At 36.4% G+C, this 23,751-nt stretch carries 20 protein-coding genes and 7 pseudogenes; 11 read left to right on the plus strand and 16 right to left on the minus strand.

All coding sequences use genetic code 11. The annotated features are described in order from the left end of the window. Positions 1–182 (plus strand): annotated as a pseudogene (locus tag BPMYX0001_RS33660) (hypothetical protein); the annotation flags it as partial. 177 nt (positions 183–359) lie between these two features. Here the strand turns inward: BPMYX0001_RS33660 and BPMYX0001_RS14160 are convergent. From BPMYX0001_RS14160 to BPMYX0001_RS14170, 3 genes are all read right to left on the minus strand, one after another. Then, positions 360–617 (minus strand): YuzF family protein, encoded by a 258-nt coding sequence (locus tag BPMYX0001_RS14160; protein ID WP_006095483.1) that lies wholly within the window; start codon positions 615–617, stop codon positions 360–362. Between the two features lie 135 nt (positions 618–752). Then, positions 753–1,415: a bacillithiol biosynthesis deacetylase BshB2 gene (bshB2, locus tag BPMYX0001_RS14165; protein WP_003198867.1), complete on the minus strand. Its 663-nt coding sequence runs from the start codon at positions 1,413–1,415 to the stop codon at positions 753–755. A gap of 15 nt (positions 1,416–1,430) precedes the next feature. Continuing rightward, complete coding sequence (locus BPMYX0001_RS14170) at positions 1,431–1,781, minus strand: YojF family protein (protein ID WP_000407035.1); 351 nt, start codon at positions 1,779–1,781, stop codon at positions 1,431–1,433. 248 nt (positions 1,782–2,029) lie between these two features. Here BPMYX0001_RS14170 and BPMYX0001_RS14175 point away from each other — a divergent pair, with 248 nt between their 5' ends. Next, a complete protein-coding gene (locus BPMYX0001_RS14175; RefSeq protein ID WP_018781578.1) occupies positions 2,030–3,355 on the plus strand; it encodes an ArsB/NhaD family transporter in 1,326 nt (441 codons plus the stop codon). Positions 3,356–3,389: 34 nt separating this feature from the next. On the opposite strand, the gene BPMYX0001_RS14180 is transcribed toward BPMYX0001_RS14175, so the two are convergent. Then, the gene (locus tag BPMYX0001_RS14180) at positions 3,390–3,617 is read right to left on the minus strand and encodes a hypothetical protein (RefSeq protein ID WP_003198872.1); all 228 of its coding nucleotides are present in this window, start codon (positions 3,615–3,617) and stop codon (positions 3,390–3,392) included. Between the two features lie 238 nt (positions 3,618–3,855). After that, positions 3,856–4,416 (minus strand): GNAT family N-acetyltransferase, encoded by a 561-nt coding sequence (locus BPMYX0001_RS14185; protein WP_033799009.1) that lies wholly within the window; start codon positions 4,414–4,416, stop codon positions 3,856–3,858. A gap of 333 nt (positions 4,417–4,749) precedes the next feature. On the opposite strand from BPMYX0001_RS14185, the gene BPMYX0001_RS14190 reads away from it, so the two are divergent. Beyond that, positions 4,750–5,529, plus strand: coding sequence for a DUF817 domain-containing protein (locus tag BPMYX0001_RS14190; protein WP_003198876.1), 780 nt, complete (start codon positions 4,750–4,752; stop codon positions 5,527–5,529). Between the two features lie 19 nt (positions 5,530–5,548). On the opposite strand, the gene BPMYX0001_RS14195 is transcribed toward BPMYX0001_RS14190, so the two are convergent. Continuing rightward, the gene (locus BPMYX0001_RS14195) at positions 5,549–6,439 is read right to left on the minus strand and encodes a LysR family transcriptional regulator (RefSeq protein WP_018781575.1); all 891 of its coding nucleotides are present in this window, start codon (positions 6,437–6,439) and stop codon (positions 5,549–5,551) included. Positions 6,440–6,576: 137 nt separating this feature from the next. Here BPMYX0001_RS14195 and BPMYX0001_RS14200 point away from each other — a divergent pair, with 137 nt between their 5' ends. Next, entirely contained in the window at positions 6,577–7,542 is a 966-nt protein-coding gene (locus BPMYX0001_RS14200) for a quinone oxidoreductase family protein (RefSeq protein WP_006095487.1), read from the plus strand. Positions 7,543–7,611: 69 nt separating this feature from the next. On the opposite strand, the gene BPMYX0001_RS14205 is transcribed toward BPMYX0001_RS14200, so the two are convergent. After that, positions 7,612–8,139, minus strand: a complete 528-nt coding sequence (locus BPMYX0001_RS14205; protein ID WP_006095488.1) for a GNAT family N-acetyltransferase — start codon at positions 8,137–8,139, stop codon at positions 7,612–7,614. Positions 8,140–8,145: 6 nt separating this feature from the next. Beyond that, positions 8,146–10,047 (minus strand): endonuclease MutS2, encoded by a 1,902-nt coding sequence (locus tag BPMYX0001_RS14210; RefSeq protein WP_018781572.1) that lies wholly within the window; start codon positions 10,045–10,047, stop codon positions 8,146–8,148. A 597-nt stretch (positions 10,048–10,644) separates the two neighbouring features. Here BPMYX0001_RS14210 and BPMYX0001_RS14215 point away from each other — a divergent pair. The 7 genes and pseudogenes from BPMYX0001_RS14215 to BPMYX0001_RS33665 all read left to right on the plus strand — a co-directional run. Beyond that, complete coding sequence (locus BPMYX0001_RS14215; protein ID WP_006095490.1) at positions 10,645–11,436, plus strand: arylamine N-acetyltransferase family protein; 792 nt, start codon at positions 10,645–10,647, stop codon at positions 11,434–11,436. A gap of 224 nt (positions 11,437–11,660) precedes the next feature. Next, complete coding sequence (locus BPMYX0001_RS14220; protein WP_244268581.1) at positions 11,661–12,050, plus strand: polymorphic toxin type 50 domain-containing protein; 390 nt, start codon at positions 11,661–11,663, stop codon at positions 12,048–12,050. A 24-nt stretch (positions 12,051–12,074) separates the two neighbouring features. Beyond that, on the plus strand, positions 12,075–12,413 hold the full coding sequence (locus BPMYX0001_RS14225; RefSeq protein ID WP_006095492.1) for a hypothetical protein: 339 nt from the start codon (positions 12,075–12,077) through the stop codon (positions 12,411–12,413). Positions 12,414–12,796: 383 nt separating this feature from the next. Next, the gene (locus BPMYX0001_RS14230; RefSeq protein WP_006095494.1) at positions 12,797–13,165 is read left to right on the plus strand and encodes a hypothetical protein; all 369 of its coding nucleotides are present in this window, start codon (positions 12,797–12,799) and stop codon (positions 13,163–13,165) included. Positions 13,166–13,564: 399 nt separating this feature from the next. Next, positions 13,565–14,122: pseudogene (locus BPMYX0001_RS14235) on the plus strand (hypothetical protein); the annotation flags it as partial. An 18-nt stretch (positions 14,123–14,140) separates the two neighbouring features. Next, positions 14,141–14,491, plus strand: a pseudogene (locus BPMYX0001_RS34085) (hypothetical protein); the annotation flags it as partial. A gap of 24 nt (positions 14,492–14,515) precedes the next feature. After that, a pseudogene (locus BPMYX0001_RS33665) lies at positions 14,516–15,043 on the plus strand (RNA 2'-phosphotransferase); the annotation flags it as partial. Between the two features lie 220 nt (positions 15,044–15,263). Here the strand turns inward: BPMYX0001_RS33665 and BPMYX0001_RS33135 are convergent. The 8 genes and pseudogenes from BPMYX0001_RS33135 to BPMYX0001_RS14280 form a co-directional block, all read right to left on the minus strand. Continuing rightward, positions 15,264–15,401 (minus strand): annotated as a pseudogene (locus tag BPMYX0001_RS33135) (hypothetical protein); the annotation flags it as partial. Positions 15,402–15,454: 53 nt separating this feature from the next. Then, positions 15,455–17,074, minus strand: a complete 1,620-nt coding sequence (locus BPMYX0001_RS14250) for an amidohydrolase (RefSeq protein ID WP_006095498.1) — start codon at positions 17,072–17,074, stop codon at positions 15,455–15,457. 107 nt (positions 17,075–17,181) lie between these two features. Beyond that, positions 17,182–18,536, minus strand: a pseudogene (locus BPMYX0001_RS29505) (aminotransferase). A gap of 34 nt (positions 18,537–18,570) precedes the next feature. Continuing rightward, positions 18,571–18,898: pseudogene (locus tag BPMYX0001_RS14260) on the minus strand (aldehyde dehydrogenase family protein); the annotation flags it as partial. A 254-nt stretch (positions 18,899–19,152) separates the two neighbouring features. After that, on the minus strand, positions 19,153–19,434 hold the full coding sequence (locus BPMYX0001_RS14265; protein ID WP_006095502.1) for a cupin domain-containing protein: 282 nt from the start codon (positions 19,432–19,434) through the stop codon (positions 19,153–19,155). Positions 19,435–19,479: 45 nt separating this feature from the next. Further along, complete coding sequence (locus BPMYX0001_RS14270) at positions 19,480–20,898, minus strand: MATE family efflux transporter (RefSeq protein ID WP_033799010.1); 1,419 nt, start codon at positions 20,896–20,898, stop codon at positions 19,480–19,482. A gap of 45 nt (positions 20,899–20,943) precedes the next feature. Next, positions 20,944–22,416 (minus strand): aldehyde dehydrogenase family protein, encoded by a 1,473-nt coding sequence (locus BPMYX0001_RS14275; protein ID WP_033799011.1) that lies wholly within the window; start codon positions 22,414–22,416, stop codon positions 20,944–20,946. A gap of 14 nt (positions 22,417–22,430) precedes the next feature. Then, on the minus strand, positions 22,431–23,717 hold the full coding sequence (locus tag BPMYX0001_RS14280; protein WP_006095505.1) for an NAD(P)/FAD-dependent oxidoreductase: 1,287 nt from the start codon (positions 23,715–23,717) through the stop codon (positions 22,431–22,433). Between the last annotated feature and the right edge of the window lie 34 nt (positions 23,718–23,751).

Here is a 23,751-nt window from a genome sequence, read left to right on the forward strand (position 1 = left end):
TATGGACGGCTTATTGTATTTTTTGCTTAGCGTGGGGTTTTTCCAAAACGCTGGCGGTACCCCATGCCAATCAAGCTAATATTTTGAAGTGCCCCCAAAACGAAAATTTTATTATTTTACAGTTATTTATGAGAATTCAACTCATTTTCTTCGTTTTGGGGTATTTGCTTTTCTTAACTTGATGGCGATGGGGTACCGCCCCACATCCATCAACTTAAGGATTTAGACTATTTTTGAAGTTAAAAGCACGTTACTATTCTCTTATGTTAATGAGAAAGGGTCACGTTCTTTTTATGAATATGCGCCAAAAACACCCTTCTAAACTTAGAAAGGTGTTTTTGACTATTTAAATTCATTAATTACTCTGGCGTAAACCACACAATCTGCTGAATTCGTACAAATACCGGCACTTCTTTTTCTTCTAATACAAGATGATCTGGCTTCACACTTCTCAAAGTTCCATTTACACTTCCCCGAATTGTTTCCACTACAATTCTTTTCCCAACGATAGATTGCAATGTTTGTATAACATATGGATCAACAAGTGCAACCACATCACCACTTATCTCATAACCATCTCGAAAATAACCGAACACATCTTCGTATGAATAGTACATATGGCCCTCCTCTTTTCAAGATTTGCTGTAGTGTATGTGGCCTGCATTCAAGAAGTACCTATCTAACAGAAAAAGCGATACCACAATGTGACATCGCTTTTGTATGTATGGAAGACTAGCAGAAAATTCTCTAGCCTATTCCCATTTATAAGTCCAAAATTGTTCAATTTGTAACCATTTTAATGTTGCAGCATCTTTGTTTTGCAGCTTTACTTCCGTTTCTTCTAACATCGCTTCTGTTTGTGAACGATGCGCACGTAAAGCTGCTAATTTTTGTTCGAAGGCTTCACTAATGTTGTTGACAACATCTGGTTCACCTAATACTTCCTCACGATTTTTTGTAATCGCAACTGCATGAATGACCGGACGTGTTTCTTTTGGCATACGTGAGACTGCACGAACGGTAGCACGGCCGAATGCATCATGATCTGGATGAACACCGTGCTCTGGATAGAATGTAATAATTCGTGATGGCTGTACATCGCGAATGACTGTTTCAATTTTATCTGCTACAAAATCTACATCTTCAAATTCTAATGTTTTATCGTGGAAACCAAGCATTCTTAAATCTTCAATGCCCATTGCTTCGCACGCATCTTTTAATTCCTTTTCACGGATATTTGGAATCGTTTCGCGATTGGCAAAAACGTTCTTACCCATATTGCGTCCCATTTGTCCAAGCGTCCCGCACGCATATGTTACAGGTACTCCTTGCTTTCTTAATAAACTAATTGTTCCTCCTGCTGCAAATGATTCATCATCTGGATGCGGAAATACAACAAGCACATGTCTTTCCATACTTTCCCCTCCTTTTTATTTAAATGGTGTTAAGCTTAACTCAAGTGCTACAGCTAAGCGCCCTTTATTATCATGTCCCGCTAGTAACAGACGATCTTGCTCGTCTACTTCCCAATGCGTAATACCTTCAGCATATACCCAGCCATGGTCCATTTTGAGACCAACTCGGTATGGATTTGTTCCTGTTATTTTCCCTCGTTCAAAACGAATAATCGCATTTCGAATGAACGCTCCGACTGTCATCATTTTTTCATTAAAATGTGAAGCGTATGCTCCATTTGTCGTTTCTAAATGAATATATACATCTTTATTTACAAAACGTTCGATTTCATGTTGAATAACAGCACTATCTTTTACTATTTCCATCGGATTTCACCTCTTTAAACCATTTTACGCAAAAACAATGTAAATTGCTATCTCTATAATAGAGGACATTACTTACTTTGCATAATAATTTGTATTTTATTTTTTAATTTTTAATACGAGATATGAAATTTTACTATTCCCTCACTATCCATAAATAGTTTTCTTTCTTTTTTGAATTTGCTACAATAGAGTTTATGCGGAGGGATATATTTCGACAATTTAATACATATTTTAAAGAAGGTGACATGTTGGAACATTCAGCACATGAAGTAGCAAATTGGCAATATTATTTTGCAATCGCCGTATTTTTAGTAACATACGGATTTATTATTTCTGAGAAATTGAACCGTGCTGTAATTGCACTGTTCGGTGCTGCCATAATGATTATTTTTGGCATTGTAGACTTACATACTGCCTTTACATCGCATATCCAATGGGAGACCATTACCCTTTTAATTGGAATGATGATTCTCGTACATATTACGAGTCAATCTGGTGTATTTGAATATGTAGCCATTAAAGCAGCAAAAGCAGCGGGCGGAAAGCCCATTCGAATTTTATTATTTTTATCCCTATTAACCGCAGTCGGCTCTGCATTTTTAGATAACGTAACAACCGTTTTATTAATCGTTCCTGTTACACTATCTATCACACGCATTTTAAAGGTACAACCTGTTCCTTATTTGATTTCTGAAGTATTATTTTCAAATATTGGTGGTACTGCGACATTAATTGGTGATCCTCCAAACATAATGATTGGATCTGCTAATAAACACCTAGATTTCAATGCCTTTTTACTTAATTTAACGCCAATTGTACTTATCATTTCTATTGTTACATTAGGCATTATTTATCTTATGTATCGTAACAAATTAAAAACAACATCTGAACAAATTGCCAAGCTTATGGCACTAAATGAAAAAGACTATATTCGTGACCGAAGCTTACTCCTAAAATCGCTTTCCATTTTAGGTTTGACAATTCTCGGGTTTGTTCTTCATTCAATTATTCATGTAGATGCGGCAGTTATCGCGATGACCGGTGCAACGCTCCTCATGCTAATTGGTGTGAAACAACATGAATTAGAAGATGTATTTGCTCATGTAGAATGGGTAACAATTTTCTTCTTCGCTGGATTATTTATTCTTGTTGGTGGTTTAATTGATATCGGACTTATTTCATCTCTGGCAAAAGAAGTGATTGATATAACAAATGGTGATATCGGTTTTGCAGCGATTCTTATCTTATGGGTATCAGGGGCAGCATCAGCTACTATTGATAATATTCCATTTGTCGCAACGATGATTCCACTGATTCAAGATTTAGCATCAGGACTTGGACTTTCTGTTGATTCTCCTCAAATTGAAGTACTATGGTGGGCATTATCACTTGGTGCTTGCTTAGGAGGAAATGGAACATTAATTGGTGCTTCTGCAAACGTAGTTGTTGCCGGTATTGCTAACCGCGAAGGACACGGATTTTCTTACCTTGATTTCTTAAAAATTGGCTTACCCTTAACAATCATTGCATTATTATTATCACATGCTTATATATATTTACGTTATTTAATGTAAAAAGGTTTGCAGCAATTTGCTGCAAACCTTTTTATCACCAAAATATCCCAATGATTGCCAATGCACCTAAAATCATACCACCAATTTGTCCAACGATTGTTGGTGATAATTGAACCCCTTTTCTTACTTCAACAACCGGCTTTTCATGCCTAAGCTGCTGAACTTCACTTTGTAGCTGATGTACACTACCATGTAATTCTTTTACAAGTTCTTTTAATTCGGCTATCTCTTCATTTACTGGTTTTGGTTTTTCTAAATTCATCTGACACGACTCCTTATTCCAATCCATATACTGTAAAATTTCGACACGAATTATTCTTTATCCTGCAAAACACATGCATGTTATTGAATGTATTTATAGCAATATTTTCATTCATAATAAACATCAATTGGTTAATTTTATATGTTACAACACCATATGCTATGAAAAAATTGAAACTTTAATCAGTAAGGTTTCTTTCTTCCCCCACTAATTACTATCCCGCAAATAGCGGGATAAATTATTCTAGCATGGCTATCCATTCATTTCGCAATATACCCATTATGATGCGATCAAAGCTCTTCCCATCTCGCTGAACAGCTTCTCTCATACTTCCCTCCACCTTAAATCCAACCTTTTTATATACTTCAATTGCCGATTTATTATATGAAATAACATCGAGACCTACACGATGTAAGTTTAATTCGTAAAAAGCATATTTCAGAATAAGGCGTAATCCTTCCGTACCATATCCCTTACCTCTATAATTTTTATCACCTATACCAATTGCTAGCAAGCCAGCTCTATTATTCCACTCTATGCTATGAAGTGCCACAAAGCCAATTAAACTATCATCTTGAATCGTTCTTAGCATAAAAGAAACACTATTTGACTTTTTCCCTATTAATAGCTCATTTTCCTTTATTTCATGTAAAGATTGTAGAATCGCTATATCCGTATCTACATTTCTTAAATACTCACTATCCTCTTGCCAAATAGCCATTTGTTCAATATCTTCAGCTCTGATTGCTGATAACTTAATATTTTCACCTAGAAAAAGATTGTTCAATTTCGTGTTCATTTCAAAAATCCCCCTTTTCAATTATGGGGATAGCTCTGTAGTTTATCAGGACTATCTATCCCCTTGTTCCATAGTCTTCAGTAATGATGGGATATTTACAATAAGCGATAACATTGGCACAGCTCCTTTTCATATGATTACATTCATTTTATACTTTTCGAATTATTCATTCAACTTACTTTTTAGTTCTTCCCTTGATGGATGTATGATTAATATTCACTACTTTATCCTTGTATTTTTAACTATTGACTTTTTATTCTAAAGATTTATAGTATAGTAAGTTTCCATCCTGTTTTTTCAGAAAACTAACTCACATGTAAGAAAGGAGAAACAATGTTTTATATCAAACAACTTCTTTTCTTTGCTTATCAACAAGCTTTATCTTGTATTTTCCCTGTCGTTATTTTTGTAACACTTGCTCTGTCAAAATTCATTTCAATCCCAGGACTCTATCGTTATGATTTTATCCTTATCGTATGCCTTCTTATGCAATACATCATGTACAAAACGGGTATGGAAACAAAAGATGAGCTGAAAGTAATTGCTGTTTTTCATCTCATCGGGCTCCTACTAGAAATATATAAAGTTCACTTCGGTTCATGGAGTTACCCTGAAGAAGCATATTCAAAAATCTTTGGTGTCCCACTTTATAGCGGATTTATGTATGCTAGTGTTGCTAGTTATATATGCCAAGCATGGAGAAGGTTGCATTTGCAAATGCATAGGTGGCCCAAGGCGATGTGGACTGTACCTTTAGGGGCTATGATCTATTTGAATTTTTTTACACACCATTTTGTATATGACTTTCGCTGGGTTTTAACTGCCCTTTTATTTATTGTTTTCTTTCGAACGTTTGTTCAATTTTCAGTGCAGAACGTTACATATACAATGCCGCTTGTTCTCTCGTTTTTCCTTATTGGATTTTTTATTTGGATTGCAGAAAACATCGCTACTTTCTTCGGAGCATGGCAATATCCAAATCAACGAGAAGCGTGGAGCCTTGTTCACATTGGAAAGATTAGTTCGTGGTTTTTACTCGTTGTCATTAGCATCATGATTGTCGCTCAGCTTAAACATTTGAAAGAACATAAAAACAAGCCAACTTCCATATAGAAAGTTGACTTGTTCTATTTTACTTTTCTATTGACACTCTTGTTACCTCTATAAATTGCTGTAATGGCGCAGTGATCCATTTATCTTTATGCCAAGCAATTTGTGTAAAAATAGGAGAAATTGTATTCTCTAAGACTAACTCTTTCATTGTACCCTGTTGTATATCTTTTTCTACTACCATTGCTGGTAAAATTGCTATGCCTAAGCCCGCAATTACACATTGCTTAATTGCTTCCACACTAACAAACTCAATTTTATTTACAGGATATACGTCTTCTGCACGGAATAGTTCTTCAAATATAGTACGATAGGAACAACCAAGCTCTGTTAATAAAAGTGTTTCACTTTCAAAATCCTTTGTAGAAATTATAGATTTCTCAAGTAAAGGATGATTAGGAAATACTACTATTTTTAATTTTTCTCGAACCAACGACTCTACATGTAAAGCATCTTCTGCTTTACATTCATCTAAAATAAAGGCTAAATCTAATTTTCCTTCCATCAGTTTCTCCTTCACATCTTCATTCGAATGAGCAGGCTTAAATATAAGTTTTATTTGAGGAAATTGCGTCTTAAACTCTTTTAAAATTGAAGGAAGCCTATATGTACATTGACTTTCTTGAGCACCAATAACTAGCGTACCGGATATTTCTTCATCACCTTTCAGAGCCATTTTTGCTTCATGACTTAGCGCAATCATTTTATCCGCATATAGTTGAAACTTTCTTCCCGCTTCAGTCAAAAAGAGACGTTTCCCCAATCGTTCGAATAGTGGTGTGCCAAGCTCAGTTTCCAATGCTTTTATTTGAGCAGTCACACTCGATTGAGCAAAATTTAATTTCTTTGCAGTCTGCGTAAAATTCAAATTTTCCGCAGCGGTTTTAAATGTAATTAATTGTTTTATTTCCAATATCATTCCCTCTTTTCAATCGATATTTCCGATTGATTTCATCGAAATAATCCGCTTTTCCTATTGATATATGTATTGTATGATAAGAACCATTAACAAACAATATTCATGCACCTTACAAATTGGAGGTATTCCATATGAAAGCACTTTGTTTCAAGGAATTCGGAAATACTGATGTATTAAAATATCAAGAAGTGTCAGACCCAATTATAAATCCAAATGAAATTCTTGTTCGCACAAAAGCAATCGGCTTAAATTTTGCTGATATATATAGACGTAGGGGTGACTATCATCTCGCTGGTAAACCACCTTATATATTAGGGTATGAAGGCTCAGGAATTGTAGAGCAAATTGGTGCTGAAGTTACCGATGTTACTATCGGAGACCGCATTGCATTTGCTGATGTACCATTCGCAAATGCAGAGTTAGTAGCCGTTCCAAAAGAAAAAGCGATTCCACTCCCAAACTCTATTTCCTTTGAGACAGCGTCTTCCGTTTTATTACAAGGGTTAACAGCGCATTACTTAACACAAGACAGCTATAAAGTAAAAGCTGGTGATTTTGTTTTAGTTCACGCGGCTGCTGGAGGAGTTGGTCAACTTCTCATTCAAATGATAAAAATGAGAGATGCGCAAGTAATTGGCCTTACTTCATCTAAAGAAAAAGCAGAAGCAGCCTATTCAGCTGGAGCGGACCGCGTATTTTTATATTCAGAATCATGGCATGAAGAAATACTACAAGTCACAAAAGGACATGGTGTAGATGTTGTGTACGAATCAATAGGTTCTACATTAGAAGAAAGCTTTAAAGCCACAAAAATCGGTGGTACCGTCGTATTTTACGGAATGGCCGGTGGTGATCCTGCTCCTGTTGATCCGCAAATGTTGATGGATACTTCAAAAACATTGACTGGCGGAGATCTTTGGAACGTACTCACAACGTATGAAGAACGCAAAAACCGTTCAAGCCAACTATTTGCTTGGATTACTGCTGGAAAATTAAATATCCAAACTCCAACAACTTTCGCTTTAGAAAACGGTGCTGAAGCACATCGATTATTGGAAAGTCGAAAAAGTACAGGGAAAATTTTATTGATACCATGATAATTTCCACTTAAAAATCAGAATAAAAAAGATAGCTAGAAGGTTTCTTCTAGCTATCTTTTATCCGTTCTATTCAGAAAAGGCTTCCGAATATTGTACTATCCCTTGTATATTTTGAAGAGCATTCTCCGTTAATTCCATTGCCATAAACACCTCGTCTGGCACCTCAAATGGCGCACATATATTCCATATGCTAGCTGGTTTAAAATCGAATTTCGGATAATAATCTTTATGCCCCAACACAATTACAGAATGATACCCAAGCTCTTTTGCTTTTCTTAATACATGAGAAATCAACAGACTTCCAATCCCCTTTTTCTGGCAGTCTGGTACAACAGATACTGGAGCAAGAGCTAACGACTCTACAGATGTATCACCATCTACTATTTTAACTTTAGATAATAGAACGTGACCAACAACTTCCTTATCTACCGCCACTAATGATAACTCTGGAATAAACGCATCACATTTTCTGATACGATTTACAAGTTCGTGCTCTTTCTGATCGCTAAATGCTTCATTTAAAAATGCTTGTTTTACAACCTCTTCTGCCCCGTTATAATCTTTCTCAAGTTCTTGTCTAATCTTTATATTCACAGCATCTTATCCTCTATTCTTTCTTATTTCTTTTTGAATTTTTCGCAGCGCTTTTTTCGATCCTCGCTCTATGTCATGCTGCATTTTCCGTTCTTTATAATCCACAAACAATGTGTCTAAATCATACCCTTCTGGATATAATTCCTTTGCCTGTACTTCTAAAGAAATTCGCTTAACGTTTACTTCAATGAATTGGGCATTATAAAACACAACGATATTGAAGAAATTGTCTTTTTCTTTATATACAATTCCAAAGTCATCATAGTCTAATAATTTCACACGGTCCCCTTTTTTATATTCATCCTTCTCTTCTGCTTTCTCTTTGACAATCTTAGGCTTTCTCAGTCTACTTTCATTCACTCGCTCTAAGCGGTACTCTTTATTTTCCATATAGCCTTTCGCTCTTTGCAGTACGTTTTCTCGCACGTTCATTTTTCTAGAAATCCATAGAGCATTACTCTCTCCTGATTTCCCTATCATTAACTTATACATCGGTTCCAATGTTTCACTATTAAATTGCATCGCCGCATTCATAAAGTCACTGTGCATTTCTGAAAAGCGTTTAATTTCACCATAATGAGTAGTTGCAACAGTCGTACAACCCATATGATAAAATTCTTCTAAAATAGAAATCGCAAGTGCCGCTCCTTCATTCGGTTCCGTACCGCTGCCTATTTCATCAAATAGTAGAAGCGTATTATTATTTGACACTCTCATGATTTCTGAAAGGTTTTTCATATGAGATGAAAATGTACTTAGCGCATTTTCTATACTTTGATTATCGCCAATGTCTACAAATATATTTTCAAAAACAGCAATTTCCGTTTCCTTGTCTCCAGCGATGTGCAATCCTGACATTGTCGCCAATGTTAATAATCCAATTGTTTTCAAAACAATCGTTTTCCCTCCAGCATTTGGCCCTGTAATAATTAAGCTTCGGTAATTTGGTCCAATTTCAAAGTGAAGTGGTACAACTTCACCTGCTAATAATGGGTGTTTGCAATGAACTAACTTTACATACCCATAATCATTTAATTTCGGCTCTATCCCGCCAATATGTTTACTAAATTTCGCTTTTGCAAACACCATATCATATTGACTAATCAGCTCCATATTAATCTTAATGTTATAAATGTCCTCTAAGATCATTCCAGATAAAGTGGCTAATATTTGATATTCTTCCATCGCTTCTTCAGCTTTTAAACTTGCTAGTTCCACGTTTAACTTTGTAACTGTATTTGGCTCTATAAAAACGGTAGAGCCTTTAGAAGAAACTTCAACAATTGTTCCAGCAACTTGATTTTTATAGGAAGCTTTCACTGGAATCGTATATCGATCGTCTTTTTTACTAATGAAGAACTCTTGAATATATTTCTTATTTGCACTACTATTTAAAAATTTGCTTAAACGTTCCTTAATTTTCCCCTCTACGGAGTCGATATTATTTCGTATTCGTTTTAATTCTTTGCTTGCAGCAGAATCAATACTATTTCCTTTAATTGAAAAATTAATTTCTTCTTCTACACTTTTGAATTCAGACATTGAATTCGCATATGATGCTAGTACTGGTGCAAAAAATTCTTTATCCAGCATAAACTTTTTAACCTTTCGACACCCTCGTAAAAAGTCTGATACACTAACTAGCTCGGTTGGATCTAAAATCATTCCCTTTTCCAATTTTTGAATTGTACTATCGATATTAGAAATTCCGAAAAAAGGAACATGCCCTTCTGCATCCAATATCGCTCGTGCTTCCGTTGTTTCATTCAAACGATTTTTCACTACTTTGATACTTGTACTTGGCTCCAATTTATTTAACAACTGTTTTCCTAATCCACTTACGCAATATGATTTAACTATTTCCTTTAACTCATTATATTGCAACTTTTCAAAAGTCATTTTATTCAATTTCTATTCTCCTCACTATGATTTACTCACATCAAAAATGAAGATACCTACCCATTAGATTTCAATGAGATATATTTAATTAAATATAACTTTCATGTGATAAAAATAAACACAAAAAAGCTGCGTAGATACCGCAGCTTTTTACATTTACAAGGCCTGTGCAATATATAAGGAAATAAAACCATCTCAAAAAAACATATGGCTATCCCATAATCATTACACGCTTTATAAAGTATTGTAGGTATCTTCATAGGTTATTTGAAATAAATCCATGACAAAGTTAGGGGTTAGAAGTATATAAAAATCCCCTGTTCTCATTAGATTTATTTCATTCAATTTTTTCCTATTTAGAACCTACCGCACTCACAAAAAGCACCTCTCATTAATTTATAATTATGTTCATTGAAATCTAATTTATTGAAATTATCATACTATATGTTACGACAAAAGTAAAGGTTCCATACTTTACAATATTCTTCTTATTATACTTTAGTCGTAAGTATATATATGGATTGTTTATTCAACGTATTACGGATGTTTTCGTATTCAACATTCGATACAATTATATATAAGTAACATGGATAAGGAGCGATTCACATGACAGAACTACAAAAGCAATTCTTTTCCAGATTAAATATACAAGAAAGAGAGTCCATTTCATTTGAAGATTTAAACGAAATCCTTCATGCAATGGCACAAGCGATTCCCTTTGAGAATCTAGATATTATTCACGGTACAGTAAAAGAAATTTCAAAAGAAAATCTTCAAGAAAAAATTTTAGTTCATAACCGCGGTGGCCTTTGTTACGAATTAAATCCAACGATGTATTACTTCCTTAAAGATTGCGGTTTTGATGTTCACTTAGTATCAGGAACAGTTTATCATGCCGCTTCTAATACTTGGGCTGTTGATTCAGGACATGTGGCAACTGTTTTAAAACATAATACTGAATTTTATTTAATTGAAGTCGGTTTCGGTTCAAACCTTCCACTTTCACCTGTTCCTTTCACCGGTGAGATTGTTCATTCCGTTACTGGGGACTATCGCATTCGAAAAGAAACAACTACAAAGGGAAACTATATTTTAGAGATGAAAAAAAATAATGAATTTCTAAATCAGGATTCTTCTCAAGATTGGACATTAGGTTACGCATTTTATATAGAGGCAGTTGATGAAAGAAAATTAAATGAAGCACAAAAAACAATTGTAGAACATACAGACTCTCCTTTTAATAAAGTACCTCTCACCGTAAAACTAACTTCTGATGGGCATGCTACTCTAACAAAAGATCGTTTCACAGTAACAAAGCAAGGAAAACAGAGTAAAGAAGAGATTACAAAAGAGCAATATGCAGACCTATTGTACGCAACATTTGGTATACAATTATAGTTTACAAATTTAAAAGTCTTGTCGCTTCTGGCAAGACTTTTTATCGTGGAGCAGAGAGTCTTTGCAATTTATTGTATTTCATAGTTATATAGAATATACTAAGTCTTGTTTTCTAAGGAATGTTTATTCGTTTTATCTATTTAATTATTATCAATTTACCAAGTGACATATCAGCGATAATTTATACTTATTTTGTATAAGTGTTAGCAAGTTCGTTTGCAAACTTGCTAGCACTTTTTTATATTTCTTCTATTACCTTCTTATGGAAAAATTCTGTACCTAAAGGTCCATACCGTGAAGTAAATGGTTACCCAATAAAAGTGAAAGCTGGGGCTCAAGAAAAACATATTCCTAATGCACCTAACTACAAACAAGAGGTTGCAAATGGAAAAAACAAAAGTATCTTCTATGGTGATAATAAAACAGCACAAGAATTGCTTGATAAGTTTGCCGGGAAAGGTCAACTACTACCAGACGGTAAAAAAGAAGGAGTAGACTTTGGTAAACCAATTGGGAAATACTATGACCGCGATACTGGTCAATACCTTGAGACTACTAGAGGAATGCTTCATTACGGAAAAGACGGTGCTCATATAGTACCAGCAAAACCTTAAAATATATAAGAAAAGAGGATGCACATGGGATATGATTCTTTAATAGGAACATTAATAAAATATGAAGATAGTGAAATGATACTAGAATGGAACAGTGGATTGAGGATAATTGGCGAACTCGATACAGTTTTTGAAACAGACAATGGATTAGATGATGATGATATAAATTATACAGAATACGATGCAGCTGCATTTAAAGTAAATAGTATTTTATCCCATCCTACTACTAACCAAGACAGTGTATATAATTGGTTAATACAAGAAAAAGGTTCATTGGTTGAAATTTCCCTCTATGATGATCCACCAAGTGCAGTATTTTTAACCGACGGAAAGAGAGTATGGGAAAGGGAAATACATAAATAATAGTCGCTATTTAAACTTTGACCTTGATCGGCTTTTAGTCTTTCAAGGTTTTTATAGTTATAAAAAGTTTTATAGTTAAATGAAATGTAAATCGATATTTGAATCAAAAGACCACGAAGGTAACAAACGTACGAGATTAATTGCAGTGCCTAAAAAACTTATTACTTGATTTATACTTTAAATACGATAATGACAAAGCTCGTGAAGCTGAAATTGGAAAAGAAATGGCTTTAAAGAGCAAGAAGCTAAATTTGAGTTTGTAGGAACTAATAATTTAGGGGCAATTACAACATACCATGTAGAAAGCGGAAAAACTTTTTGGAAAATGATGAATAATGGTAAAAATATCTCTGTTATCAATTCAGTAGAATAGAGGTCAAAAAATGAAAAATAAGATATTGATATGTAGAATTGATTCAATTATTGAAGAAGAAATAGACTTTTTAGTAAATAATCAAAAAGTAACAGGTTTTAATGCTTCACCTCAAGAAGTTGTTGTAAATAAAGAATACGAAGCTGAGATAGATATATTTCTGAATGACGCTTTGACAGTAGAAACGCAAAAAGAAGATAAATTCAAAAAAATAGAAAATATTGCTAATGGAAGTTATATTCTTTTTGGAAAAATGTTAGAAAATAATGTTTTAGATGTTGGTTTCTTTATAACTAGTGATTTACTTGAAGACTACAAATATTTAGAGGGGCAATATGTTTATTTACAAGTTGATAGATTACAATTATCTTTTGACTAGCTATTTTGCTAGATTCTGAGGGCAAGAAAAGAACTTTTTGAAGAACAAGTCTTCTTTAGGATTGTATATTTCAATGAACCATGTTACCTGGCCTAGAGTAAGTGAAGAGAAAGTTACAGATGAAGTATAATTAACAAAAGAGATCTCACATTTGAGGTCTCTTTTGTTGATTCTAATTAAAATGAATCACCATTGTTTCTCATCTCCTTCCCCCTACATCACCTTTCTATAAGTGAACTGATTTTTAAAGTATTATAAAAGCAAGAGAATCTATCCTACTTCTGTTTTCGTGTTAGATACATTGAGAAATATTATACCTCTCCCCTTCTCAATAAATTATGGAAAATCGCACTCACCAATCTCCAATTACAGAAATCACTTGAAAAGAACAAAATTACACATGGTGGATTCATTTGGTATAATACAATTCAAAATGGTAAGGATACTCTTCAAAAAATCCAGTCTTCTCCGTCTTCTGGTGGGCGTGCTAATAAAGTTAAAGATACTGATAGGCTTGATAAAGAGGGAAATGCTACTAAGGGAATGGATAATACTAGTAAGAAAGCCATCGGACTTAATAGTAATGTTAGGAATGTCAATCCTTCAGAAATTAGATTCAGTCAAACTTCTGTGAATGGTTCAGAAGAGATTATTGCTAGTATGAAATCGAATGGCTGGAAAGGTGATCCAATTGATTTTATTAGAATGCCAGATGGCAATCTTACGACTATTGATAATACAAGGGTTGCTGCATCTAGAGAGGCTGGAATAGAAGTTCAAGTAACTATTAGAAATTATAGCGATCCTCTTCCAGCAGATATGGTTGGTAGATTTACAACTCCTAAAGGTGTGCCTAAGACATGGGGAGAATCTTTAGATTTAAGAATACAAAAACAAAAAGCAAGTTTTAGAAATAATAATCCAATGGGATCGTATGACCTAGAAAAAATGAAGTAGAAAGAAATGGTGGTAACTATGAAAAATTTTCATATGGATGAATCTATTTATAAATACCCTGAATCTTATGAAAGATTAGTTGAATTAGATTTAGTTAATTTTGATATATGGTTTTTAATGGAATCAGAACAGGCTACTAACATATACTATGGTATGAAGAAAAGATATCCTAATCGTAAGTTGATTCCTTTTGCTAAAAGAGTTGATAATGATGATATTGCATGTTTTGAAATTGGAAAAGGAAGTAAAGTTCAACTTATTCATGATTTTGCTTCTGAAGGTTTTGAACAAAGAAAAGAATTTGATGACTTTTGGGAGTGGGTTGAATGTGCTGTAAACGAGATGATTTCTTATAATCGGAGTGAAGAAAAATTCTATACAAATTTAAGTAAAGAAATTTCATATGCTTTGCGTCATGCGCCGTGGGAATATGAATTAGAGTTAGATGAGAATGGGTGGGTCTCTATAGACCAATTACTAAATGCTCTTCGTCGGTCGAATGTATGGAAAAATGTAAATTTAGATGACTTGAAAATGATGATAGAAAAATCAAAAAAAAGAGACATGAGATAAAAGGAAATAAAATCCGTGCGATGTATGGACTATGGACACTCTATTCCCATGAAAATAGTAAAAGAAGAAGCTATACCACCCAGATACCTTTATCATGGCACTTCTTCTCGATTTATAAATTCTATTGAATCGAATGGCTTATCTCCTATGTCTCGACAGTATGTTCATCTTTCTGAAGATGTTGAAACTGCAACCTTAGTAGGAAAAAGGAAAGACAATCATCCCATTATTTTGATGGTAGATATTAGAAAAGATCGAGAGAAAAATATTAAGTTCTATTTAGGAAATGAAAAAGTTTGGTTAGCAGATAAGATTCCTAGTGAATTTATCGCAATTTATAAGAATTGATTTAGTCTATTTTGCTAGATTCTGAGGGCAAGAAAAGAACTTTTTGAGGAACAAGTCTTCTTTAGGATTATATATTTCAATGAACCATGTTACCTGGCCTGGAGTAAGTGAAGAGAAAATACAGATGGAGAATAACCAATAATAGAGACCTCACATTTGAGGTCTCTTTTGTTGATTTAAATTAAAAATTATTATTTAAGGGGATGCTATTTTGCAACTCTTACTTCACATATACATAAGCTTCACTTGCAGTTACATAGTATGTTTTGCCCTTGCTATTTTGTACTTTGTACTGTGGTGATCCATTAACAGTTACCTTTTCATCGATTGTAAATCCTAATCCTGCATCTACAGTTCCAACAAACACCACGTAACATTACAAGGGTTACGTGGTATGCAAACTATGATATATTAAATTTTCACTGATTGTTCTTCTTGATAGATAATTTCACCATCAATAATAGTTGTTTCTACTTTTAAATCTTTAATTTGGTTTGGGTTGACACTTAAAATGCTGTCATTTAATATAACTAAATCCGCCAACTTTCCAACCTCTATGCTTCCTTTTATCTCTTCTTCAAAACTCGCATAAGCACCATTCCAGGTGTATAGTTTAATAGCTTCCATTACGCTTATAGATTGATTAGCACCAAACTCCATTCCAGACTGGCTTTTTCTATTGACAGCAACATGAATTCCTAATAAAGGATTATAGTCAGTAACTGGCGCATCCGATCCACCTGCTGCCATGATGCCACGATCAATAAAATCACGAACAGCGTACATGTGATTAACACGATCACCATAGTGTTGGACATATATCTCTCCGAATTCATATGGAAATGGAGGATTTGGAATAGGAACCACCTCGAGTTTTTTCATTCTCTCTTGTAAATCTGGTGAAGAAATTCCCGCGTGCTCAATCCGATGACGGTGGTTTTTTCTTGGTGATTCCTCCAACGCCTTTTCTACACAATTTAAATACATTTCAATGGCTTTATCACCTTGTGCATGTACAGTGATTTGATATCCTTTTTTATGTGCTTCACCTAGAACCTGGTAGATTTCTTCCTCACTATAATAAAGAATGCCATAATTGTTAGAGTCACTGGAGTACGACTCACGGGTTGCAATTGTAGGCCCGGTGCTACTTCCATCTGTAAACAATTTAGCTGGTCCAACTTTGAATCTCTCATCTCCGGTACCAGTTACCACACCAGCTTCGACCATTTTATTAACAAATTCATGGGAGTTATTTAACTGACATATCATTGCATATATTCGGACACGAATATCCTTACTCTTCACAGCTTGTTGTAGTAAACGGTAACTCTCAGGGCCATATCCACCTGCCTCATGTATACTTGTTATGCCCGCTGCAACGAAATGATCTGATGCAATTTTCACAGCCTTCATCAGTTCACTTTCTGTATAACTTGCAACCTCGCTCATCCCCATATTTGCTGCTTCAATTAACTTTCCTGTAAGCCCTCCTGCCTGATTCTTTTCAATAACTCCCCCATTAGAATCCGGTGTGTTCTCGTTAATTTGCGCAATTTCTAATGCTTTGCTGTTCACCACACTTATATGGCTGCAAGTACGGGATACAATAATCGGGTGTTCAACTGAAATTTCATCCAGCTCAGCGATTGTTGGATAACGCTTTTCCTTCACAGCGGTTTCATTAAAGCCCCAAGCACGTATCCATTCACCTTTAGGCGTTTCTAAGGCTTTCTTTTTCAGGTCATCTAACAAAGCCTCGATAGAATCAATATGTTCAGCTTTACAACTTACCGCCAACTGATTCACCCCATGAGAAATGAGGTGAATATGAGAATCAATGAATCCAGGAAGAAGCGTTTTTCCTTGCAGGTCAATTACATCCGTTTTTTCTCCTATAAAACTCTTAACCTCCTGATTTGAACCAACAACTACGATACGATTATCTTTTATTGCTACAGCTTCGACTACTGTATTCTTTTGGTCTACTGTAATAACTTCTCCATTTATCAATACAACATCAACTTTCATAAACTCAGCCCTTTCGGAATTACTCTTTTAGAGTGATTCGTTCAGTATTTAAAGCTATATCTCTCGATATGCTATTCCGCTTTTTAACAAGATTTATCAATAATTAGTTAAAGTTGAGATAAACATTCTTTAATTGTTTTAACAATAAAAGTAAAGTCTTCTTCTGTGATGCTTAATGGAGGAGCAAGCTGCAAAATATTATTGTAACCTGCAACAGTGTCACCATTTTTACCAATAATTAGACCTTTTTCTTTACAAGCATTGATGACTTTGTTCACCTTTTCAATGGCAGCCGGTTCTTTTATTTGCTTATCTTCCACTAGTTCAATACCTAAAAGAAGGCCTTTTCCGCGAACATCTCCTACGTTTGGATGCTCTTTTACATCCTCTAGTTCATATAGCAGTCGTTCACCCAATTCTTTGGAACGTTCAATGAGTTTTTCATTCTCCATAATTTCTAAATTCTTCAAAGCCAAGGCACAAGCAGCAGGATTTCCTCCGAACGTATTCACATGGCGGAAGCGATCATAATCTTCACTGCCTATGTATGCCTCATAAACCTCTCGTCTGACTGCTGTTGCTGACAAAGGAAGATACGCACTTGTAATACCTTTTGCCATTGTAATGATATCTGGTTTGACGCCATAGTTCATAAATCCAAACGGCTTCCCTGTCCGGCCAAATCCACATATAACTTCATCACAAATGAGCAACGCACCATGCTTCTCGCAAATTTCTTTTACTTTTGCCATATATCCATCAGGAGGCATTAAAATTCCGCCCCCGGTAATAATTGGCTCCATAATCACGCCGGCTACTGTTTGGCTTAACTCCCATGTCATGACACGATCGATTTCATCAGCACTTGCCAGTGTATGAACATCATCTGGATTGCGATACGTATCAGGCGGTGCTACATGCAGAAATCCTTGCCCCAATGGTTCATATTTGTACTTTCGTTGTGCTTGCCCTGTTGCTGCAAGAGCCCCATTGAATTACCGTGGTAAGCACGATAGCGTGAAATAAACTTATAGCGTCCATGATCACCTTTTTGCTGATGATATTGACGAGCAATTTTAAACGCTGTTTCATTCGCTTCCGATCCACTGTTAGAAAAGAAAATGACGTATTCGTCACCAAGCCATTCATTCAATTTTTCTGCTAATTTAATGGCAGGAACATGACTTTGTGTCAGAGGGAAGTACGGCATTTCTTCAAGCTGTTCAAAAGCCGCTCTTGCAAGCTCTTTTCGACCATACCCAACATTCACGCACCAAAGACCGGACATACCGTCTAAATAACGGTTTCCATCAATATCCGTCACCCATGCCCCTTCTGCTTTTGTGATAATTAAATTCGTTGGACTAGGGGCTGCTCCTCTCATTGCATGCCAAAGGTACTTTTCATCTGCTTTTTGCAAATTTTGTGTTTGTTCTGTCGTTTGCACAATCACCAACTCCATTCTATCCTTTTATGATTTTACATCACTCTTTCAATAACGAGCCGTAAGCTTCTTTATAACTTTTTCCGTTTTCCAGGGTAACGAGTTTAGCTAACTCTTCCCAGTTTTCAATCAATAGCTGTTGATAGCGAAATAGAATACGAGCACGCCGAGGCACAGCGACCCTTCTCCATGTTTTGAATGCTTCTTTAGCAGTTGCTACAGCTCTATCTAAGTTTTCTTTAGTCGAAAGCGGCACACGAGCAATGATTTCTCCTGTTGCTGGATTTGGTACATCTTCAACCTGTTTACTTGTTTGTGGATTCGATCCATTGTCCGCCAATATAATTTTTCAACGTTTGTACATTTTTCGTTACTACCATAGTGAAACCTCCTATTTTAAGATAACCGTCCTATGTATTTATTGCATCCGCAAAAGAAAGCGCATTCATATGACGGTATGTAAACTTATTTGCATAAATTTCACTACATTTCGTCAACATTACTTGAGAGAACAATATCGGCTTTTTGGTTCATTAGGCTTTATCTCCATTTCGCTTTACTATTCTGAATTTCTTATCCATTAAATACGCAGGAGCAGTCGTCTGCTTAGCATTTGCCCACTTCTCATTTCACATTATTTCAGATTGATCTCATGGTTCATTTTATAATTCTTTTTCAAAAATACTGGACAATCCCATTCACAGACAAGGTCCTTAGCCAAGGAAACGACCCAGTCCTTTGTAATATGATACTTTTTTCCATCAACAGTAATAAACACTTCACCGTCTGTCACATAGAAAACTTCCTGTTCTTCTAGATGCCACGTTCCTTTATCTGGTTCGCCTACCCATAGTTCCCACGTGTCAACACCTAGTTGTTGTGCTTCTTCTGCTGTAAGTTTTTTCGCAAAAAACATGATACTCCTCTCTCTTTCTTATTGGTAATTTTGAAGGAATAGGTTCTATAAACGTACTGTCTTACTATTTGTATCTTTTAAACGTTTGAGCTCTTTTTTCATAAAGTATATGGCAATGAGAACGCCTGGAATTTCTGCAGCGGGACCTGTGTACCATATACCTTCTACACCCCAGAATTTCGGGAAAATAAATAGAAACGGTACCATGAACAACAGTATTTTGCTAACACTAATAAACGTTGCGGACCAGTTTCTCTCTTGTGATTCGAAATAACCTGAGATAAGCAAGCTGACTGCATTAAGCGTAAACAAAGAATTGAATACAACTGTCGTCCAAATACCCAGTTTCTGCAATTCAGGATTACCACCGGAAAAAAATGACACAATTGGATCTGCAAAAATGATTAGTATGGCTGTCACAATCACAAAGAAGGCAACCGTAAAAATGAGTCCCATCTTAATTGCTTGTTTAACACGATCAAGGTTGCCCGCACCGTAATTATAACTAATGATCGGTTGAAGTCCTGTCATCCCACCGAGCGCTGCTAAGGCAAGCAGATTTGTAATGTAACCGTTTTGAATCGTGAAAGCGGCAACGTGCAGCCCACCACCGTAGCTTTGCAGTAAGTTGTTGAAGAAAATAATTGCAATAAACATCATGAACTGACTCGAGAAAGATGCAAAGCCCGTCCAAGCCACTTCACCGATCGTCTTGAGATTAATCATCATATCTTTCATTTTTGGCTTAAGTTTTGTTTTACCAAACCAGAAATAAAAGATTAGGAAAACAGGGATCGATTGCGAAATCATATTGGCCCATGAGGAACCCATCATCCCCATGTCATACTTCGTTACCATAATCCATTCTGTAATCCCAGCAACAACTGCTGCGACTAACCAACTGTTCATTGATAATACAGGTTTTTCATCGATATTGGTTAAAATACTTAATACAACGGCCAATATCGTTAATGGCAATGAAATCCATAGCAGACGGCTATATTGTACCGCATATGGAAGCGCTTCATTACTTGCTCCGAATAAGGTCATAATATTATTTTCAAAGACCACTCCAAGTACAGCTAACAAAATGGAGAGGAAAAGAGTAAACCATAAAGTTTGTCCCATAATACCTCTAGCTTCTTCGATCTTCCCTTTTCCAAGTCGAAGTGAAATGACCGCTCCGGCTCCCACACCCAAAAGAACGCCAAGCATACGGGTAATAACCATGACCGTAAATCCAATTCCGATCCCTTCGATTTCCAGCTCCTGAAAGCCACTGACGAAATACCCATCGACAACCGCTACAACTCCTAGAATCACGTTAGCCATAATTCCTGCCAAAGCAAACCGTAAATATAGTAACGGAATACTTTTGGTTCCCAGCACTGAATCATACGCCGGCTTATTCATTACTTCTAGTTGCTCTATCTTCGATAACGGACGGTTGTCTACTATTTTCATGAGCATGTCCCCTTATAAATAATTTATATAGCAAGTTAAGCTCAATTAATTCGCATACCAACCTACAGGCTGGGCATGCTGGTGGATATTGATTTGCTTCGTTTCCATAAAGTGCTCCAGCCCAGCAGCACCTAACGCTCTGCCGATTCCACTTTGCTTATACCCTCCCCAAGGACCTTCAACATAAGCGAGATGATAACTATTAATCCAAGTAATTCCCGCACGCAATTTACTAATGACACGTTTTGCTCGATCCATATCTTCAGTAAATACAGCACCGGCTAATCCATAAATGGAATCATTCGCTTTTTGGATGGCATCTTCCTCATCTTTAAATTTCTGTACAACAAGGACTGGACCAAAAATCTCTTCCTTAACAATACGCATATTCGCATTTACATCAGCAAAGATCGTTGGCGCAATAAAAAATCCTCGATCAAGCCCATTTTCTATTAAGCGCTTACCACCACAAACTAATTTTGCACCTTCTTCGATTCCGCTCTTGATGTAATGTAAAACTTCATTCATATGAGGCTCGTGTGTGAGGGCTCCCATTTCAATGTTCTCGCTTTCCCCGTTGCCAACTACAATTTTGCTTGCACGCTCGGCCAATCTTTCAACAAACTTATCGTAAATGGTCTCTTGTACAAACAAACGAGATGCAGCTGAACAAACTTGCCCAGCATTGTGGAAAATACCAAACATCGCATTCTCGACTGCAGTTTCAAAATCCACATCGTCGAACACAATAAGTGGAGATTTACCACCCAGTTCAAGTGTGATTTTTTTCATATTGCCCGCAGCTGCGCGCATAATGCTTTGACCTGTTTTTGTTCCACCGGTAAAGGCGATCTTGTCAACATCATGGCTCTCGGCAAGCTCATTCCCAACCTTTGATCCAGGTCCCAATACCAAGTTTGCCACTCCGTCCGGAAGTCCAATCTCTTCGATAATTTCAAAAAGTTTGAATGCGCTTACGGGAGTGCCATCAGCAGGCTTAAGTACAATTGTATTCCCTGCGGCGAGTGCAGGAGCAATTTGCCAAACAGCTAACATAAGCGGGAAGTTCCAAGGTACAATAAGTCCACAAACACCAATCGGTTCATGAATAATAATTGTTTCCGAAGAATCAGCACGAGTGTAAGATTCCTTTTTCATGCCTTTGATCAAGTCAGCATAATAGCGGAAGCATTGAATCGATACCGGAATATCCACATAAGTGGTTGCACGAATAACCTTACCGTTATTTGCAGTTTCCAAGCGTGCAATTTCAGCTGCCTTCTCTTCAAGACGGTCTGCAATCTTATAGAGATAGTCAGCTCTTTCATCAGCCGATAAATCCGACCAGATTCCGCTGTCAAACGCTTTACGAGCCGCCTTGATTGCTATCTTCGCATCGTCTGCTGATCCATAAGCAGACGTTGCGATCACCTCTCCGGTTGCAGGATTGATAATGTTTCGTCTAGCACCGGATAACGCTTCTATCCATTTCCCGTCAATGAACATGTTAATTTTCATAAAACAACTCTCCTTTACGCAATAATATCTAACAGTTTGAAACCAATATGTGCTAGATTGACCAGCATCGTTTTCTGATTATAGAACGGGAATGATTTGAGGCGTTCCTTTTCAAATCGATATCCACCTGCACTCCCCGTAACGATCCATTGTGCCAATAACTTACCAAACAATGTTGAGAGAGACGCACCGTGTCCCGTATAACCCGTTGCGAAATATGCGCCTTCTTTGGATCTGCCGATAACCGGGAACGTATCAATTGTAACCCCGATAAATCCACCCCAACGGAAATCAATCTTGCTTCCTGCTAGTTTTGGCATTATTTTAACCATGGCATCGTAAACACTTTGATAAACAGCATCGCCTAAGTTTGGACGAACATCGCCACCGCCAAATACGATCCGATTATCTGGTGTACGTCGGAAATAGTAAAGGAAACTGCTTGTATCAAAAACCATGCGATCTTTAGGAATGACGGTACTCACCAGTGATTCTGGAAGCTGTTCAGTAGCAATAATACGTGCCGAAATTGGCAGTACGCCTTTGTTCAGTTCATTCATGATTTTTCCAGAGTAACCATCTGTAGCCACAATAATGTCTTTCGCAGTAACAGCACCTTTTTCTGTTACAACTTTCACACTGTTTCGACCGTACTCAATAGATAGTGCTTTCGAATGCTCAAAGATTTTTGCACCGATCGATTTAGCTGCTTCTCCCAAACCAATTGCATAGTTCAGTGGCTGGAACGAGTAACTCGAGTTGTCGACTAAGCAGCCATAATAATGTGGAGAATCGATCTCTCGATGCAACTGACTTCGATCAAGCACGCTTGATTCGTACCCGAAATTTCCGTTTAAGTATTCGCTTTCATGTTTCAATCCTTCAAAATGCTTGGCTTTGTAAGCCGCCACAATGTGACCTGTCTTTCTAAAGTTACAGTTGATTTGATGCTCGTCGATGATGTTTTTAACCAGTTCAACACTAAATAGGGAGAGATCGTTAAGCTGTCTCGCCTCGTCGGCACCATACTTTTTGGCAAGCTCCTGCATCGTTGGCTTATAGCCTGGCAATACCATTCCGCCGTTACGACCGCTTGCGCCATATCCGATCGTTTCTTGCTCAAGGACAATGACACTCTTCCCTAATTTTTGCAAATGATATGCAGAAGAAAGACCTGTGAAGCCTGCGCCAATAATGACAACATCCGCCTCTTCATTTCCTTCAAGAAGTTTTCCTTTTTCATAGCTGTTTGCAGTCGCTGTCCACAGTGAGAGAGTATCCATTCGATCCATCTTATCCATAGCTAATTCTTCTCCTTTTGTGACATGTATGTTA

Origin of the sequence: Bacillus pseudomycoides DSM 12442, assembly GCF_000161455.1 — a bacterium.
In the GTDB taxonomy this organism is placed as follows: Bacteria; Bacillota; Bacilli; order Bacillales; family Bacillaceae_G; genus Bacillus_A; species Bacillus_A pseudomycoides.